This is a genomic window from Nocardiopsis codii (assembly GCF_036327455.1).
GTDB classification, from domain to species: domain Bacteria; phylum Actinomycetota; class Actinomycetes; order Streptosporangiales; family Streptosporangiaceae; genus Nocardiopsis; species Nocardiopsis codii.
The window spans coordinates 173,690-190,003 of record NZ_JAUZMY010000007.1 but is presented as its reverse complement, the minus strand read 5'-3'; the positions used below and the strand labels follow the sequence as shown (position 1 = coordinate 190,003).

Here is a 16,314-nt window from a genome sequence, read left to right as displayed (position 1 = left end):
TGTGTGGGGGGCGACTGACGCATCGCTGCATTCCACTATTCCGCAATGTGGAATGTTAATTCTGTTTGGCAGAAGTATGTCTGCTGAGTCTTCCGACGTCAACCATTGTCTGAGATGTGAGTCACAGTAAAGTGGGGGATCGGATGGCGACAAGGGGGTTGTGGTGATCATGTGGAGGCTCTTAGGATCCGTTTAGCGGAATCAAAATTCCACTATGCGGATATTGCATTGAGAGGATCATCATGGATGACGCCACCGGCCGCCACTTCCTCCAGATTCCCGGTCCCAGCAACGTTCCCGACGAGGTCCTGCGTGCCATGTCCGCGCCGACCATCGACCACCGCGGGCCCGACTTCAGCGCCCTGATGACCGGGCTCCTGCGCGACCTGCCCCCCGTGTTCGGCACGACAGGCCCGGTGGTCGTCTACCCCTCCTCCGGGACCGGGGCGTGGGAGGCCGCCCTGGTCAACACCCTCTCCCCGGGCGACCGCGTCGTCTGCTTCGAGACCGGCCACTTCTCCACCCTGTGGAGCGAGATGGCCGACAGGCTCGGCCTGGACACGGAGGTCGTCCCCGGGGACTGGAGGCGCGGGGCCGACCCCGACCGGCTCGCCGAACTCCTCGCCGCCGACACCGGGCACGGCATCAGGGCCGTGTGCGTGGTCCACAACGAGACGTCCACGGGCGTGGTCAGCCGGATCGCGGAGATCCGCCGTGCCATGGACGCCGCCGGACACCCGGCGCTGCTGCTCGTCGACACCATCTCCTCCCTCGGGTCGGTGGACTACCGGCACGACGAGTGGGGCGTCGACGTCACCGTCTCCTGCTCGCAGAAGGGCCTCATGCTCCCGCCCGGGCTCGCCTTCAACGCCATCGGCCCCAAGGCCCTGGAGGCGTCCCGCACCGCGCGCATGACCAGGTCCTACTGGGACTGGGCGCCCATGCTGGAGGCCAACGCGCGCGGGTTCACCCCCTACACCCCGGCGACCAACCTCCTCTACGGACTGCGCGAGGCGCTCCGCATCCTGAACGCCGAGGGCCTGCCCGCGGTCTTCGCCCGCCACGACCGGTACGGCAGGGCGGCCCGGGCCGCCGTCCGGGCCTGGGGCCTGGAGGTCCTCTGCGCCGACGACCGCGAGTACTCGGGGGTGCTCACCGGGGTGCTCGTGCCCGAACACCACGACGCCGACCACGTCAGGAAGGTGATCCTGGACCGCTACGACATGTCCCTGGGCGCGGGGCTCGGCCGACTGGCGGGCCGCGTCTTCCGGATCGGCCACCTCGGCCACACCAACGACCTCACCATCGCCGGCGCCCTCGCCGGAGTGCAGATGGGGCTCGGCCACGCCGGGGTGAAGATCGCCGACGACGGGCTGGCGGCGGCCCTGAAACTGCTGGACGAGCACTGAGACGGACCCGACGACCGACCCGACGGCCCCCGGAGAGGGGCGGACGCGAGCGATGGAGGCGGCGATGACCAGCACGACCGAGACGAGCGGGACGAACGGCGCGAGCGGGGAGGCGGCGGACACCGGGCTCGCGGCGGAGGCCGAGGACCTGCTCCGCCGCGAGGGGGTGACGGACGCCCGGTTCGACGACTACTCGCGCCACCTCTTCTCCAGGGACGCGAGCATGTACGCGATCACGCCGCTCGGGGTCGTTTTCCCGCGCGACGCCGACGAGGTCGCGGCGATCACCTCGGTCGCCGGCCGCCTCGGCGTGACACTGACCCCGCGCGGCGCGGGCACCAGCCTGGCCGGGCAGACCGTGGGCGCCGGGCTCGTCGTGGACATGTCCCGGCACATGCGGGCCATCCGCTCCCTCGACCCCGAGGCGCGCGTGGCCCGCGTGCAGCCGGGCGTCGTCCAGGACGAGCTCAACGCGGCGGCGGCGCCCCACGGCCTGATGTTCGGCCCGGACACCTCCACGAGCAACCGCGCCACCGTCGGCGGGATGATCGGCAACAACTCCGCGGGCAGCGGATCCCTGCGCTACGGCATGACCATCGACCACGTGCGCGCGCTGGACGTGGTCCTGGCCGACGCCTCCCGCACCACCCTGCGCCCCTACTCCGACGCCGAGCGCGCCGCACTCGCGGCCCGTCCCGGACTGGAGGGCGACATCCACCGCGGCCTGGCCCGCGTCCTGGAGGAGAACGCCGGGGCCATCGCCACCGGCTACCCGGACTTCTGGCGGCGGGCGTGCGGCTACCGGCTGGACCGGCTCGCGGAGGACCCCTCCTTCGACCTCGCCAAGTTCGTCGTCGGATCCGAGGGCACCCTCGCGCTGGCCACCGAGGCGGAGGTCGACCTCGTTCCCAAACCCGCGCGGACCGTCATCGCCGTCGGACACTTCACCAGCGTCCCGGCCGCGATCGCGGCCACCCAGGACGCCCTCGCCCAGGACCCGGCCGCCGTGGAGCTGATGGACCGGACCATCCTGGACCTGTCCCGGCAGCGCATCGAGTACGCCTCGCTCGGCGACATCCTCCACGGCGACCCCGAAGCGCTGCTGTTCGTCTCCTTCACCGGGGACGACGAGGCCGAACTCGTCGACCGCCTGCACCGCCTCACCCGCACGTGGAAGGCGTCCGGGCACGGCTACCACACCCTGGAGGCGGTGACCCCGCAGCAGCAGGCCGCGCTGCTCAAGGTGCGCAAGTCCAGCCTCGGCCTGCTCATGGCGGCGGGCAGCGGCACCCGCCGCCCCCTCGCCTTCGTGGAGGACACCGCGGTCGACCCCGTCCACCTGGTCGAGTACACCACCCGGTTCAAGGACATCCTCGACCGCCACGGGATGGAGGCCGGGTTCTACGGGCACTGCTCGGTGGGCTGCCTGCACATCCGCCCCTTCGTCGACCTGGCAGTGCCCGGGGAGGCCGAGCGGATGCGAGCGGTCGCCGAGGAGGTCAAGGACCTGGTCACCGAGTACGGAGGGGTGAACTCCAGCGAACACGGCGACGGGCTGGCCCGCAGCGAGTTCAACCGGCAGATCTTCGGCCCCGAACTGTACGCGGCCATGCAGGACGTCAAACGGGTTTTCGACCCCGACAACCTCCTCAACCCCGGCAAGATCGTCAACGCGCCCCCGATGACCGACCACCTGCGCGACCCGGCCCTGCCCGAGGCCGCCCCCGTGCGGACCCGGCTCGCCTTCGAGGTGGTGGGCGGTATGCGCGGCGCCGCGGACCGGTGCATGAACATCGGACTGTGCCGCAAGAGCACCACGGGTGCGATGTGCCCGTCCTACATCGCCACCCGCGACGAGGAGCACGCCACCCGGGGACGGGCCAACGCCCTGGTCAAGGCGCTGTCCGAACCCGACCCGACGGCGGCCCTGGCCGACGAGCGCCTGCACGAGGTCCTCGACCTGTGCCTGATGTGCAAGGCGTGCAAGAGCGAGTGCCCCCTGGGCGTGGACATGGCCAAGCTCAAGAGCGAGACCCAGTCGCACCACCACGACGTCCACGGCGTCCCCCTGCGCACGCGGATCTTCGGAGCGGTGCGCACCCTGTACCGGCTCGGCTCTGCCACCGCCCCGCTCAGCGGGCTGCCCAACCGCTGGCCGGTGCTGCGGCGCCTCATGGAGAGGGCCACCGGCATCACGGCCCAGCGCCCCCTGCCGAGCTTCGAGCGGCAGAACCTGGTGCGCTGGTTCCGCCGCAGGGGCGCACCCGCCGGTGAGGCCCCCCTGGGCGACCTCACCTTCCTAGCGGACTCCTTCTCGACCTTCACCGAGCCGGGGATCGGGCGGGCCGCCATCGGGCTCCTGGAGCAGGCCGGATGGCGGGTCCGGCTGGAGAGCCGCGGGTGCTGCGGGCGCTCCAGCCTGTCCAAGGGGCTCGTCGACGACGCCAAGGCCAAGGTCGGCGGCCTGGTCGGGCTCCTCAGCGAGGGGAGCGCCGCCGACGCGCCGATCGTCGGCTGCGAACCCTCGTGCGTGCTCACCCTCAAGGACGAGGCCGCGTCGATGCTGCCGGGCGACCCCCGGGTCGCCGACGTCGCCGGACGGGTGCGCCAGGTCGAGGAGCTGCTCACCGAGGCGTTGGACGCGGGGCGGCTGACCCTGTCCGCGGACTCCTGGCCCGCCGGACGGCGCATCCTCTTCCACGGCCACTGCCACCAGAAGGCCGAGGTGGGGACGGGCGCCACCATGGAGCTGCTGCGCCGCATCCCCGGCGCGGAGGTCGTCGAACTCGACGCGGGGTGCTGCGGGATGGCCGGCTCGTTCGGGTTCGAGGCCGAGCACTACGAGATGTCCATGAAGGTCGGCTCCGACCGGCTGTTCCCCGCCATCGAGGCGGAGGAGCAGGACACCGTCGTCGCCGCCACGGGGGTCTCGTGCCGACAGCAGATCGGGCACGGGACCGAGCGCCGCGCCTGGCATCCGGTGGAGCTCGTCGCGGCGGCACTGGAGCCGGGGGAGTCCGCGCGACGGTGACAGTATGGAACGGCGGGGCCCCGTCCGGGGCCCCGCTCCGCGAGCACGAGGGAGGGACCATGGACCGGTCCGAGGCGGCCGGCACCGGGGCCGGGGGACAGGGCGACCAGAGGATCGTCAAGCCGCCGAGCATGGTGGACCTGGCGGCGCGCTCGATCCGGCGGATGATCCTGGCCGGGGAGCTGCTGCCCGGGGAGCGGGTGGTGGAGAACCGGCTCACACAGCAGCTCAGCATCAGCAGGCCGCCCTTGCGCGAGGCGCTGCGCCGCCTTGAGCACGAGGGGCTGGTGCGCCAGTCCCCGCACCGGGGAGCGGTCGTCACCCCGCTCACCCTGCACGACGTCTACGAGATCATGACCCTGCGCCACCAGCTGGAGAACATGGCCATCGACCTGGGCATCCCCGTGGTCGAGCCCCGAAGGCTCGAACGCTGCTGGGAGGCGCTGCGCCGGATGGAGGCCGCGGCCGACGCCCGGGACGAGGCCGAGCTGTCGGAGCAGAAGTTCGAGTTCCACACGGCGGTCGTCGGCCTGTCCGGGCACCAGCGCCTGGAGGAGACCTACCGGTCGCTGCAGCTGCAGATGAAGCTCTGCATGGTGCTCAACCGCCACGCGCGGGCCCACCGCAACGAGACGGCCTCCGCGAACGTGCTGCGGCACCGCCGCCTCCTGCGGGTCATCGAGGAGGGCGACCGCGAGGCCGTGCGCGCCGAGATGGCGCGGCACGGCGACCAGACCTTCCTGGACGACCTCCCCGGGGACCTGGACACCGGGAGCGAGCAGGCCGTGCGCTGGCTGAGGGGCGCACAGGAGGAGGGCGCGGGGACGGGCACCGCCGTCTGAGTCCGGGGCGCCCGTGACCGGGGAGCCCCCGTTCGCCGGGGCGGTGTTCCGGGAGGCCGCGGCCCGGCTGTGCCGCGCCGGACCGCCGACCGGCGGTCCGGCGCGGATCTCAGCGCCGTCGGGCGTCGGCGAGCGCGGCCACGGCCTCGGCGACGGGGGTGGGGCCGGAGGTGAGCTCCACGACGGTGCGGTTCAGGCCCGGCTCGTGCAGCGCGGCGTCGATGAAGGCCGCCACGTCGTCACGGGGCACGTCCCCGTACTCCAGGGCGGGGGCCGCGCTGACCCTGCCGGTCCCGGGCCCGTCGAGCAGGGTTCCGGGGCGCACGATCAGCCAGTCCAGGTCGCTGGCGGCCAGGTAGGCGTCGGCGGCCTTCTTGACCTTGGCGTAGTGCTCGAAACCCTCAGAGGCGCCCCCACCGCGCAGTGCCTCGGGGAAGACCGACACCAGCACCAGGCGCCGCACCCCGGCCTGCCGGGCCGCCCGCACGGTCTTCTCCAGTCCCTCGCCGTCGATGGCGGTGGTCATGTCCGTGCCGGTGCCGTGGGCCCCGGCGGAGAACACCACGGCGTCGTGCCCGGCGAGCTTGCGTGCCAGCTCGTCCACCGGGTCGCCGACGAGGTCGCCGGCGAGCGGGACCCCGCCGGAGGCGCGCACCGTCTCGGCCTGCGCCGGAGCGCGGTGCATGCCGGTGACCCGGTCACCGCGGGCGGTGAGCAGGGCGGTGAGGCGGCGTCCCACGCCACCGGCCGCGCCGATCTGGAACACTCTCGTCATCGTCATGGCTCCTTCCTCTCACGGAGGGCCCCGGTCCGTGCGCAACCCGCTCCGCGGCGCGGCGCTCGGACCGGGGCCCGGGCTCAGACGGCGAAGACCTGAGAGTCGTCCGCGAACGCCTTGAACTCCAGGGCGTTCCCGGCCGGGTCGAGCAGGAACATCGTCCACTGCTCGCCGGGCTGCCCCTCGAAGCGCACGTAGGGCTCGATGACGAACTCCGTCCCGGCCTCGCGCAGCCGTCCGGCGAGTTCGTGGAACGCGGGGACCGGCAGGATCAGGCCGAAGTGCGGAACCGGGACGTCGTGGCCGTCGACCGGGTTGTGGACGCGCTCGGACCGGCTCGGGGCCAGGTGCGTCACGAACTGGTGGCCGTGCAGGTTCCAGTCGACCCAGCTGTCGGAGCTGCGCCCCTGTGCGAGGCCGAGTACCTTGCCGTAGAACCGGCGTGCGGCGGCGAGGTCGTCCACCGGCACGGCCAGGTGGAACCGCGGGATCGGGGAGTCGAGGACGGTCATGGTTGTGGTCCGCCTTCCTTGAGGGACGGTCCCGGCATGTCACCGAGAGCGATTGTCGCAATGTTAACATTGCGACAAGTCAAGGAGGCAAGAGTGACGGAAGAACGGGGCACAGTGGGGCCCGCCCGCCGCAGGGGGCTGGCCGACGAGGTCGCCGACCGCGTCCGGGAGTCCATCTTCGGCGGGGTCTACGCGCCGGGCGCCCAGCTGCGCGAGGTGGAGCTGTCCCGGGCCCTGGAGGTCAGCCGCGGTCCGGTGCGCGAGGCCCTGCTCCGGCTGGAGCGCGAGGGGCTGGTCCGCAGCGAGTGGCACCGCGGCGCCACGGTCACGACCCTGTCCCCCCGGGACGTCGCCGAACTCGACAGCCTCCGGGGCGCCCTGGAGGAGCTGGCCGTCCGGCAGGTGGTCGACCACGCCTCGGAGGAGGACCTCGACGCCGTCGCGGAGATCGCGGCGCGAATGGACCGGGCCGAGGACGAACACGCCCTGGTGCGGTACGACATCGCCTTCCACGACGCCGTCTACGACGCCTCCCGGCACCAGCGCCTGCGGGAGGCGTGGCAGGCGATCAGGTCCCAGGTCCACCTGTTCCTCCTGACCAGGATCCGCGTCAGCGCGGCCGACTACCTCACGCACATCCCGGGGGAGCACCGCGAACTCGCCGCCGCCCTGAGCGCCCGGGACGCCGGGGCCGCCCTCGACCTCTTCGCCGCCCACCGGCGCCACGCCTTCGACGTGCTGTCCGGCCCGGGGACGGCCGCCGAGCCGGAGGGGACGCGGGACGACGCCTCCTGAGGGCCCGTCCCGCGCCCGTCCGGCGTCACACGGCAGGGGGCGGCGGGCTCCCCGCACGGCGGGCCGCCGCCCCCGCCGACCGCGCGGCGATCCGCGCACCCGGGGCGGCTCTCACGCGTCCTCGCGGACGCCGATCGCCGCGCCGGGGCAGACGGCCGCGGACTCCCGGACCTCCTCGTGCAGCCCTTCGGGCGGGGCCGGGTCCAGTAGGACCACGGTCCCGTCGTCCTCGCGCTGGTCGAAGACGTCCGGCGCCAGCAGCACGCACTGGCCCGAACCGCAGCAGCGGTCCTCCTCCACGCTGACCCTCATGCTCATGTCCTTCCTCCTCCGCGGGCGGCCGTGGCGACGCGCCCCCGCTACCAGGTGACCGGGAACTCGTGGATGCCGTAGACGATGGCGTCGTCCTTGAACGGGAGGCCGTCGACGGGCATCGCGGGTTCGAGTCCGGGGAGGCGGCGCAGCAGCGTGTCGACGACGATCTGGAGCTCCATGCGGGCCAGGTTCTGCCCGAGGCACTGGTGGGCGCCGTAGCCGAACGCCAGGTGGTTGCGGGCCCCGCGCCCCGCGTCGAAGGCGTCGGGGTCCGGGAAGGCCCGGGGGTCGCGGTTGGCCGCGTGGGAGAGGACCAGGACCCCCTCCCCGGCCCGGATGAGCTGCCCTCCCAACTCGACGTCCTCCGCGGCGACCCGGCCGACCGCCTGCTCGGCGATGGTGAAGTACCGCAGGAGCTCCTCGACGGCGTGCGGAGTGCCGCCCGGGTCCCGCCGGAGCGCCTCCCGGGCCTCCGGGTTCCGCGCCAGTTGCAGCACGGCCAGGGAGATCATGTTGGCCGTGGTCTCGTGCCCGGCGCTGAGCAGGAGGAAGGCCAGGCCGGTCAGGTCGTGGCGGTCGACGGAGCCCTTCTCCTCCCGCTGGCGGCCGATCTGCCTGCTCAGCAGGTCGTCGCCGGGCTCTGCCTCCTTCGCCCGGAGCAGGCCGTCCAGGTAGGCCGCGAGGTCGACCAGGGCCGTCTTCTGCTCCTCGTGCGACGCCGTGTGGCTCACGATCGAGGCCGACCTGCTCTGGAAGAACTCGTGGTCGTCGTAGGGCACCCCGAGCAGTTCGCAGATCACGAGGGAGGGGACCGGCAGGGACAGGGCGCGGACCAGGTCGACGGGGCGGGGGCCGGCCAGCATCGCGTCCACGTGCTCGTCCACGATCTCCTGGATGCGCGGCCGGAGGGCGTTCATCCGCTTGACCGTGAACTCTCCCAGGACCGCGCGCCGGGCCGGTCCGTGCTCGGGCGGGTCCATGCTGACCAGCATCCTCGGGAGGACGGAGGCGGACTGCTTGCTCCTCTCCTCCACCATGGGGAAGCCGGGACGGCTCCGGTCCGAGCTGAAGCGCGGGTCCGCCAGCAGCGTGCGAACGTCCTCGTGGCGGGTCACGGCCCATGCCTGCGTGCCGGTGGGCAGGGTGACCCTGCTGACGGGCTCCTCCTCGCGGAGCCGGACGTGCTCCTCCCGGGGGGCGTACGGGCAGGTGCGGGCGATGGGAAGGGCGGACGGCTGTTCTGCGGCCACGACTCTGCTCCCTTGATGCCATGCTTATGCGGACGAATTCCTTCCGCTTGTGTGAGTGACCGTATCAAGGCGGAGAGTGATCGTCCATCGGTTCGCGTGATGGACAATGGGGCGTCGGAGTCGGAGGGGAGTGGCGTGATGGTGGAGCCGCAGGCGCTGAGGGCCGACGCGAGGCGCAACCGGGACCTGATCATCGCCGCGGCCAAGGCGGTGTTCGCCGAGCGCGGCGCCGACGTGCCGATGGAGGAGGTGGCCCGTCGGGCGGGGGTCGGGGTGGGCACCCTCTACAGGCGCTTCCCCGACCGCGACGCGTTGGTCCGCGAGGTCGCCGGGGACAGCTTCGCGGTCCTGCTCGCCAGGGCCAGGGAGGCCGAGGCCGAGGGCGGTCGCGGCTGGGAGAGCTTCCTCGGGTGCCTCAAGGACATGCCGGAGCTGTGGTTCACCCTGCGCCTGACGCTCTTCTCTCCGGACGCCTGGCCCATCGTCCGGGACGACGCGTCGGTCCGCGTCACGGCCCGGGAGCTGCGGCTCGTGATCGACGGGCTGGTCCGGGTCGCGCAGGCGGAGGGGACGCTCCGCTCCGACGTGGGCACCGGTGACGTGCTGATGCTCGTCGCGCTCGTGGTCACCGGCATGCGCGCCTCGTCCGGGGCGCTGGGGGCGGTGGTCCACGAGCGGGTCCTGGCCCTGGCGTTGGACGCGCTGCGTCCCGGGTCGGCCGCGCCACTGCCCGGCCGCCCCCTCACCCCCGACGATCTGGAACCCCGCGTCTGACGGTCGTCCCGGTTCCGGGGTGGAGCCGGTGCGGGGCCCGTCTGTGCCGGTGATGGGCGTCACAGTATGGTAAACGCTTTCCGATCGTGATGGCAAGGGTGTCGGGGGAGGCGGTTCCGATACGCCCGGGTCGGGGTGGCCGCGACTGGAGCCGCCGGGCCTCGCCCCCTCCCGGTCGGGAGGCGGTCGCTGGCCGTGACGATGCTGGTGGCGGCGGGTTCGGTGAGTTTTCGACGGGAGGCGTCCGGATGTCCCGGTCGGAAACCGAGCGTTGACACCCGCGTGACGCGGTGCTAAAAAATGAACACTTAAGAACATGGATAGCGCTTACCAGCACGGTTGCCGTTGACCGGCTCCGTTCGTGACGAGACGCCCCGGCGCCCTCGACAGGGGAGGAACCACCGGTCGCCGTCACCGGCCGCCCCTCCGGCCCCGGGCCGCGACCACGGTCCCGGCCCCCAGTTCCCGCCGCGTGCGGCGGTCCACCCGGCCGCTCCACCGGCCCGACCCCCCCACTCCTTCCGACCGGACAGCAGTACCCCTCCAGGGCACAGCCGCCCCCGGACAGCAGTAGCCGAAGGGAAACACCACCATGCTCGTACCCCCCCGAGGTCGGCCCCGGGCCGGCCGTCGCGGCACCGCCCTCACCGTCTCCGCCGCCGCGACCGCGCTCGTCCTGGCCACCTCCGCGTGCGGAGGCTCCGGAGACGACGGCGACACCGTCGAGCTCCGCTTCTCCTGGTGGGGCTCCGACGAGCGTCAGACCACCATGCTCCAGGTCATCGAGAACTTCGAGGCCGACAACCCCGACATCCGGATCACGGGAGAGAGCACCGACTGGGGCTCCTACTGGGACCGGCTGGCCACGAGCACCGCGGCCAACGACGCGCCCGACATCGCCATGCAGGAGGAGCGCTACCTGCGCGAGTACGCGGACCGCGGCGCGCTGCTGGACCTCGACGAGGCCCCGGGTCTGGACCTGTCCGGCCTGGACCCCCTCATCGCCGAGAGCGGCGACCTGGACGGCCAGACCTTCGGCGCGGCCAGCGGCGTCAACGCCTACGCCATCCACGCCGACCCCGAGGCCTTCGAGGCCGCGGGTGTGGAGATGCCCGACGACGAGACGTGGACCTGGGACGACTACGTCGAGATCTCCGCGCAGATCACCGAGGGCACCGACGGCGAGTACGTCGGCACGCAGACCATGGGCTACAACGAGACCGGGTTCCAGGTCTTCGCGCGCCAGCACGGCGAGAACCTCTACGCCGAGGACGGCTCCCTGGCCTTCTCCGAGGAGACCCTGACCGCCTGGTTCGAGATCACCCAGGAGCTCCAGGAGAACGGCGGCCAGCCGAGCGCGGCCGAGGGCGTGGAGATCCAGGGCGGAGGCGTCGACCAGTCCGTCGTGGCCACCAACCGGGGCGCGATGGCGCACTTCTGGAGCAACCAGCTGGGCAACATGGCCGAGTCGTCCGGCCGCGACATCCAGCTGCTGCGCTACCCGGGGGAGACGGAGTTCGAGCGGACCGGCGGGTTCTTCAAGCCGGCCATGTTCTACAGCATCGCCGCGGGGACCGAGCACCCGGAGGAGTCGGCCCGCTTCGTCGACTACATGCTCAACGACCCCGCGGCGTCCGAGCTGCTCCTGGCCGACCTCGGACTCCCGGCCAACGTCGACGTGCGCGAGGCCATCGCCGACGACCTGCCCGAAGCCGACACGCAGATGGCCGAGTTCATGAGCGGCATCGAGGGCACGATCGTCGACGGCAACCCGCCGCCGCCGATCGGCGCCGGCCAGGTCGTGGAGATCAGCTCGCGGGTCACCGACAGCCTCGCCTTCGGTGACATCACCCCGGCCGAGGCGGCCCAGCAGTTCATGGCCGAGGTCGAGGCGGCCACCGGCGGCGCCTGACCGATCCGGGACACGGGCACGGGCCCGGGGCGCGGGGGATTCCCTCCGCGCCCCGGGCCCGCGTCATGGGCGCTCCAGGGGCCCCGACGGTCCGGGTCCGGGTGGTAAGCGGTCCCGTGTGTCATGGTTCGGGGCGGGGTGGGGGACAATAATGAAAACGGTTGTCATATGCTGTTTTGGCCGGTCGCGGTATGTCCGCGTGGCGGCCGTGCCGTCCCTCGAAACCAGGAAGAACCCCCGTGCACCTCCACACAACCCCGCCCGGCGCCTGCCTGGTCCTGGCCGTGTCCCTCCTGGTCACCGGCTGCTTCCCCGCCGGAGACGACACCGCGGAGGACGGGCGGATCTCGGTGGCGATGATGCAGCCGCCGCGCTCCGCGCTGTCCCCCCTGACCGACGACGCGTTCAAGCTCTCCCGGTGGAGCACCGCGGAAACCCTCATCACCCTCGACGAGGTCGGCGACCCGCAGCCGGGCCTCGCCACGGAGTGGTCCCGCGTCGACCCCACCACCTGGTCGTTCACCGTTCGCGACGGGGTGGGCTTCCACGACGGCACGGAGCTGACCGCCGCCGTCGCCGCCCACGCGCTGGAGTACGCCGCGCAGGCCTCGCCGAAGCCGCGCATCCTCGACGGCGTGGAGATCGAGGTGGCCGCGGAGGGCGACACCCTGACCGTCACCACCGCCGAGGAGGACCCGCTCGTCCCCCAGAGGCTGTCCTCCCCGCAGCTCTCGATCCTCGCCGAGAGCGCCTACGAGGGCGGCTCGGTCGACCCCGTCGGCACCGGCTCCGGCCCCTTCGAGCTGGTCCAGGTCACCGGCACCACCTCCGCACGCCTGGACCGCTTCGACGGCTACTGGGGCGAACCCGCCCTGGCGGCCGGCATCGACGTGGACTTCGTGCCCGACGGCACCGCCCGCGCCGCGGCCCTGCGCACCGGCGAGGCCGACATCGTCGAGTCCGTGCCCACGTCCCAGGCGTCGCTCCTGGAGGAGGACACCCTCACCGAGGTGCCGATGCCGCGCACCAACACCCTCTACCTCAACACGGAGGACGGGCCGTTCACGGACCCCGGCCTGCGCGCCGCCGCCCGCGACGCCATCGACCGGGAGTCCCTGGTCCAGGGCGTCTACGAGGGCCGCGCCGACGTGGCCGAGGGGCTCCTCGGCCCCGCGCTGCCCTGGGCCTCCGACCGGCCCGCGCGCACCGGCGCCACGGAGGCGGGGGACCCGGACGGCGCCGCCGTCACCCTGGCCACCTTCACCGACCGCGCCGAGCTGCCAGAGGTCGCGACCGTCCTCGAACAGCAGCTGGAGGACGCCGGGTTCGAGGTGGAGCAGGTGGTGCGCGAGTACGCCAACATCGAGGAGGACGCCCTCAGCGGCGAGTTCGACGCGTTCATCCTCTCCCGGGCGACCGTCCTCGACTCCGGGGACCCCGCCGCGTACATGACCAGTGACTTCTCCTGCGACGGCTCCTTCAACATCGCCCAGCTGTGCGACGAGCGGGTGGACGCGGCGCTGGAGGAGGCCGAGCGCGCGCCGACGGGCGAGGAGCGCCGCACCGCGATCCTGGAGGCCGAGGCGGCCGTCCTGGACACCGACGCGGCCATCCCCATGCTGCACGAGCGCGTCATCCAGGGCGACGCGGCCGGTGTCGTCGACTCGGCCAAGGACCCGCGCGAGCGCCTGCTCGTCACCTCGCTCACCCGGCTGGACTGATGGGAGCCGCACCCCAGGACGGGGCCGCACCCCAGGACGGGGCCGCGCCCCGGCGCCGCCCGTCCCTCCCCTCCGGGACCCTCGGCCCCCTGGTCTCCCGGCTGGCGGCCTTCGCCGTCATCACGGTCGTGGTCGGCCTGCTGCCCTGGTTGTCCGGCCGCGACCCGGCGCTGTCGGTGCTGCGGGCCCGCTCCGCCGAGCAGGAGCCGACGGAGGAGGCGCTGAACGCCATCCGCGAGGACCTGGGGCTCTCCGACGGACCGACGGCGATGTTCGGCCGCTGGTTCGGCGGGGTGCTCCGCGGGGACCTCGGCACCTCCTGGGTCTCCGACGCGCCCGTCCTGCCCGCGGTCGTGTCGGCCGCGGTCGTGTCCCTCACGGTCATGGCCGCGGCGCTCGCCGTGGCCCTGGTGCTGGCCGCCGCCCTGTGCGCGCCCGCGCTGGTGCGCGGGGCACGCGGCACCCTGCGCCCGGGAGGGTCGGGCAGCGGGGCGGTCGCCGCGATGTGCACGGCCCTGCCCGAGTTCCTGGTCGCCGTCCTGCTCATGGTGGCGCTGTCGGTGTGGCTGGGCTGGCTGCCGCCCTACGGCTGGCAGGGGCCGGTGCACCTCGTGCTCCCCGCCCTGGCGCTGGGCGTTCCGGCGGGAGGGCTGCTGGGGCGGCTGGTCGACGACGCCCTGCCCGCCGTGTTCGCGGAACGCTGGGTCGGGCTGTGGGCGGCCTCGGGGTGCTCCCCGGCCCTCATCGCCGCGGCCGCGCTGCGCCGGGCCACCCCCTCGCTCATCCCGCAGTTCGGGATGGTCGCGGTCGGCCTCACCGGCGGGGCGGTCGCCGTGGAGACGGTCTTCGCCGTCCCCGGGATCGGCCGCACCGCCCTGGGCGCGGCCCAGGCCCAGGACCTGCCCATGCTCCAGGGCGCGGTCCTCGGACTGGTGCTCCTCGGCGCCGCCGCCGGACTCCTCGCCCAGGCCGCGCGCCTGCGGCTGCTGGGCCCGGGCCTGCGCGACGCGGCCCTGTCCCTGTCACCGCCGCCCACGGCCCCGGCCGGTGCGGTGCGCCGCGCGGTGCCCGCCGCGTGCGCGGCCCTGCTCCTCACGGTGTGCCTGTGGGGCCTGACCCGGGACGCGATGACCGTCGACGTGGCCGCCCGCCTCGCCGCCCCCTCGTGGGAGCACCCGCTGGGCACCGACGCCGTCGGCCGCGACGTGCTGGCCAGGCTCGGCCACGGCGCCGTCTCCACCGTGGGCACCGCGGCGCTCGTGTGCCTGGTCAGCCTGGTCGTGGCGCTGCTGGTCGGGTTCCGTCCCGCGCTGGCGGCGGGCGCCGCCGACATGGCCAACGCCCTGCCCCCGGTGATCGCCGGGATCCTGGTGGCCGCCGTCATGGGCCCCGGCCCCCTCGGAGCCTCGGTGGCCGTCGCCCTGGTGTCCTGGCCCCCGCTCGCCGCGCACGCGGCGTCGCTCGTCCAGGAGACGCGCGCCGCCTCCTACCTGAACGCCCAGAGGGCCCTGGGCGCGGACTCCCGGTGGATCCTGCTGCGGCACGTCCTGCCCGCCGTCCTCGGACCGGTGGGCAGGAACGCCGTGCTCAGGCTCCCCGGCATCGCCCTGGCCCTCGCCTCGCTGGGGTTCCTCGGCCTCGGCGCCCGGCCGCCGTCCGCCGAGTGGGGGCTGAGCCTGTCCGAGTCCCTGCCCTACGTGGAGCGCGCGCCGCTGGCCGCGCTCGCCCCGGGCGCGATGCTCCTGCTGCTCGCGGCGTTCGCGGTCTCACTGTCCACCCTGCCCCCGGGGAGGCGGACCGCCCGGCGACGCCGGGCAGCCGCCCCCGCCGGAGCAGCGCTCCGGGAAGGAACCGGCCGATGAACGACGGCGCCCCTCACGACGACGGCCCGCACCGAGCCGCTCCGCGCGGCGGCGCCCCGGACGGGGCGCCCCTGCTGAGCGTCCGCGACCTGCGGGTTACCCTGCGCGGGCGCGGCCGGAGCACCGTTCCCGCGGTCCGCGGCCTGTCCTTCGACGTGCACCCCGGCGAGGTGGTCGCCCTCGTCGGGGAGTCGGGCGCGGGGAAGTCCCTGACCGCCCGCGCCGTCCTGGGCCTGGCGCCGTACGGCGCGGCCGTCACCGGCAGCGTCCTCCTGGGCGGGCGGGAACTGGTCGGCGCGCCCCCGTCCGTCCTGCGCTCCGTGCGGGGACGGCGGATGTCGCTGGTCCCGCAGGACGCGCTCACCGTGCTCAGCCCCGTCCACACCGTGGGCGGGCAGATCGCCCGCGCCGTGCGCTCCGTGCGGGGGACGGGCCGGGCCCAGACCTGGCAGCGGGCGGTGGACGCCCTGGACCGGGTCGGCATCCCCGACGCCGCGCGGCGCGCGCACGCCTACCCGCACGAGTTCTCCGGCGGCATGCGGCAGCGCGCGGTCGTCGCGATGGCCACGGTCAACCGGCCCGACGTCGTGTTCGCCGACGAGCCGACCACCGCACTCGACCCCGTCATGCAGGCGCGGGTCCTGGAGCTGCTGTGCGGGCTGCGCGAGGAGACCGGGACGGCGGTCGTCCTGATCACCCACGACCTGGGGGTCGTCGGCGGTCACGCGGACCGGGTCGTGGTCGTCTACGCGGGACGGCACGTCGAGTCGGGTCCGGTGGACCGGGTCCTCACCGACCCGAGGGCGCCCTACACCGCCGGACTGCTCGCCGCGCTCCCGCCCCGGGACGCGGCGGACCGCCGGCTCCCCGCCATCGCGGGGGCGCCCCCGTCGCCGGGCTCGCTCCCGGGCGGCTGCTCCTTCGCCCCGAGGTGCCCCCTCGCCGAAGCCCGCTGCCGCGCCGACGAGCCCGCGCCGGTCGTCGCGGGCGAACCCGGCCGGCTGGTGTCGTGCCACCGCTGGCGGGACCTCCCCGACCCCGCGAGCTCCCTGTTCGCGGTCGCGCCGTGACACCCCCGGCGCGGCGGCGCCCGACGGGCGCCCGCCCCGCCGC

General features: G+C 73.8%; 13 protein-coding genes. 9 read left to right on the top strand and 4 right to left on the bottom strand.

Going from position 1 to position 16,314, the window contains the following annotated elements; genetic code table 11:
- Window positions 1–242 precede the first annotated feature (242 nt).
- From Q8791_RS09695 to Q8791_RS09685, 3 genes are all read left to right on the top strand, one after another.
- The gene (locus Q8791_RS09695) at window positions 243–1,409 is read left to right on the top strand and encodes a pyridoxal-phosphate-dependent aminotransferase family protein (RefSeq protein WP_330091285.1); all 1,167 of its coding nucleotides are present in this window, start codon (window positions 243–245) and stop codon (window positions 1,407–1,409) included.
- 64 nt (window positions 1,410–1,473) lie between these two features.
- Complete coding sequence (locus tag Q8791_RS09690; protein ID WP_330091284.1) at window positions 1,474–4,440, top strand: FAD-binding and (Fe-S)-binding domain-containing protein; 2,967 nt, start codon at window positions 1,474–1,476, stop codon at window positions 4,438–4,440.
- Window positions 4,441–4,499: 59 nt separating this feature from the next.
- A complete protein-coding gene (locus tag Q8791_RS09685; RefSeq protein ID WP_330091283.1) occupies window positions 4,500–5,282 on the top strand; it encodes a GntR family transcriptional regulator in 783 nt (260 codons plus the stop codon).
- A gap of 109 nt (window positions 5,283–5,391) precedes the next feature.
- Here the strand turns inward: Q8791_RS09685 and Q8791_RS09680 are convergent, their stop codons facing one another.
- Both Q8791_RS09680 and Q8791_RS09675 read right to left on the bottom strand, forming a co-directional pair.
- Entirely contained in the window at window positions 5,392–6,063 is a 672-nt protein-coding gene (locus Q8791_RS09680; RefSeq protein WP_330091282.1) for an SDR family oxidoreductase, read from the bottom strand.
- 77 nt (window positions 6,064–6,140) lie between these two features.
- Entirely contained in the window at window positions 6,141–6,572 is a 432-nt protein-coding gene (locus Q8791_RS09675) for a VOC family protein (RefSeq protein ID WP_330091281.1), read from the bottom strand.
- 93 nt (window positions 6,573–6,665) lie between these two features.
- On the opposite strand from Q8791_RS09675, the gene Q8791_RS09670 reads away from it, so the two are divergent.
- On the top strand, window positions 6,666–7,367 hold the full coding sequence (locus tag Q8791_RS09670; RefSeq protein WP_330091280.1) for a GntR family transcriptional regulator: 702 nt from the start codon (window positions 6,666–6,668) through the stop codon (window positions 7,365–7,367).
- Between the two features lie 111 nt (window positions 7,368–7,478).
- Here Q8791_RS09670 and Q8791_RS09665 read toward each other — a convergent pair whose 3' ends face one another.
- Together Q8791_RS09665 and Q8791_RS09660 are read right to left on the bottom strand one after the other, a co-directional pair.
- Complete coding sequence (locus tag Q8791_RS09665) at window positions 7,479–7,685, bottom strand: ferredoxin (RefSeq protein ID WP_407941978.1); 207 nt, start codon at window positions 7,683–7,685, stop codon at window positions 7,479–7,481.
- A gap of 41 nt (window positions 7,686–7,726) precedes the next feature.
- A complete protein-coding gene (locus tag Q8791_RS09660) occupies window positions 7,727–8,932 on the bottom strand; it encodes a cytochrome P450 (RefSeq protein WP_330091279.1) in 1,206 nt (401 codons plus the stop codon).
- 138 nt (window positions 8,933–9,070) lie between these two features.
- Between Q8791_RS09660 and Q8791_RS09655 the strand changes: the two genes are divergently transcribed.
- The 5 genes from Q8791_RS09655 (at window position 9,071) to Q8791_RS09635 (ending at window position 16,271) form a co-directional block, all read left to right on the top strand.
- Window positions 9,071–9,706 (top strand): TetR/AcrR family transcriptional regulator, encoded by a 636-nt coding sequence (locus Q8791_RS09655; RefSeq protein WP_330091278.1) that lies wholly within the window; start codon window positions 9,071–9,073, stop codon window positions 9,704–9,706.
- 592 nt (window positions 9,707–10,298) lie between these two features.
- Window positions 10,299–11,618, top strand: a complete 1,320-nt coding sequence (locus Q8791_RS09650; RefSeq protein ID WP_330091277.1) for an ABC transporter substrate-binding protein — start codon at window positions 10,299–10,301, stop codon at window positions 11,616–11,618.
- A gap of 239 nt (window positions 11,619–11,857) precedes the next feature.
- Entirely contained in the window at window positions 11,858–13,339 is a 1,482-nt protein-coding gene (locus tag Q8791_RS09645) for an ABC transporter substrate-binding protein (RefSeq protein ID WP_330091276.1), read from the top strand.
- Window positions 13,339–15,201, top strand: coding sequence for an ABC transporter permease subunit (locus Q8791_RS09640; RefSeq protein ID WP_330091275.1), 1,863 nt, complete (start codon window positions 13,339–13,341; stop codon window positions 15,199–15,201). The genes Q8791_RS09645 and Q8791_RS09640 overlap by 1 nt, the downstream gene beginning before the upstream one ends.
- Window positions 15,198–16,271 (top strand): ABC transporter ATP-binding protein, encoded by a 1,074-nt coding sequence (locus Q8791_RS09635; RefSeq protein ID WP_330091274.1) that lies wholly within the window; start codon window positions 15,198–15,200, stop codon window positions 16,269–16,271. Before Q8791_RS09640 ends, Q8791_RS09635 begins: the two co-directional genes overlap by 4 nt.
- The last annotated feature ends 43 nt before the right edge of the window (window positions 16,272–16,314 follow it).

Excerpts from the sequence above, each read along its gene's own strand:
- Q8791_RS09695 (WP_330091285.1), top strand. The coding sequence starts at position 243 with ATGGATGACGCCACCGGCCGCCACTTCCTCCAGATTCCCGGTCCCAGC.
- Q8791_RS09690 (WP_330091284.1), top strand. The coding sequence starts at position 1,474 with ATGACCAGCACGACCGAGACGAGCGGGACGAACGGCGCGAGCGGGGAG.
- Q8791_RS09685 (WP_330091283.1), top strand. The coding sequence starts at position 4,500 with ATGGACCGGTCCGAGGCGGCCGGCACCGGGGCCGGGGGACAGGGCGAC.
- Q8791_RS09680 (WP_330091282.1), bottom strand. The coding sequence starts at position 6,063 with ATGACGATGACGAGAGTGTTCCAGATCGGCGCGGCCGGTGGCGTGGGA.
- Q8791_RS09675 (WP_330091281.1), bottom strand. The coding sequence starts at position 6,572 with ATGACCGTCCTCGACTCCCCGATCCCGCGGTTCCACCTGGCCGTGCCG.
- Q8791_RS09665 (WP_407941978.1), bottom strand. The coding sequence starts at position 7,685 with ATGAGCATGAGGGTCAGCGTGGAGGAGGACCGCTGCTGCGGTTCGGGC.
- Q8791_RS09655 (WP_330091278.1), top strand. The coding sequence starts at position 9,071 with ATGGTGGAGCCGCAGGCGCTGAGGGCCGACGCGAGGCGCAACCGGGAC.
- Q8791_RS09650 (WP_330091277.1), top strand. The coding sequence starts at position 10,299 with ATGCTCGTACCCCCCCGAGGTCGGCCCCGGGCCGGCCGTCGCGGCACC.
- Q8791_RS09640 (WP_330091275.1), top strand. The coding sequence starts at position 13,339 with ATGGGAGCCGCACCCCAGGACGGGGCCGCACCCCAGGACGGGGCCGCG.
- Q8791_RS09635 (WP_330091274.1), top strand. The coding sequence starts at position 15,198 with ATGAACGACGGCGCCCCTCACGACGACGGCCCGCACCGAGCCGCTCCG.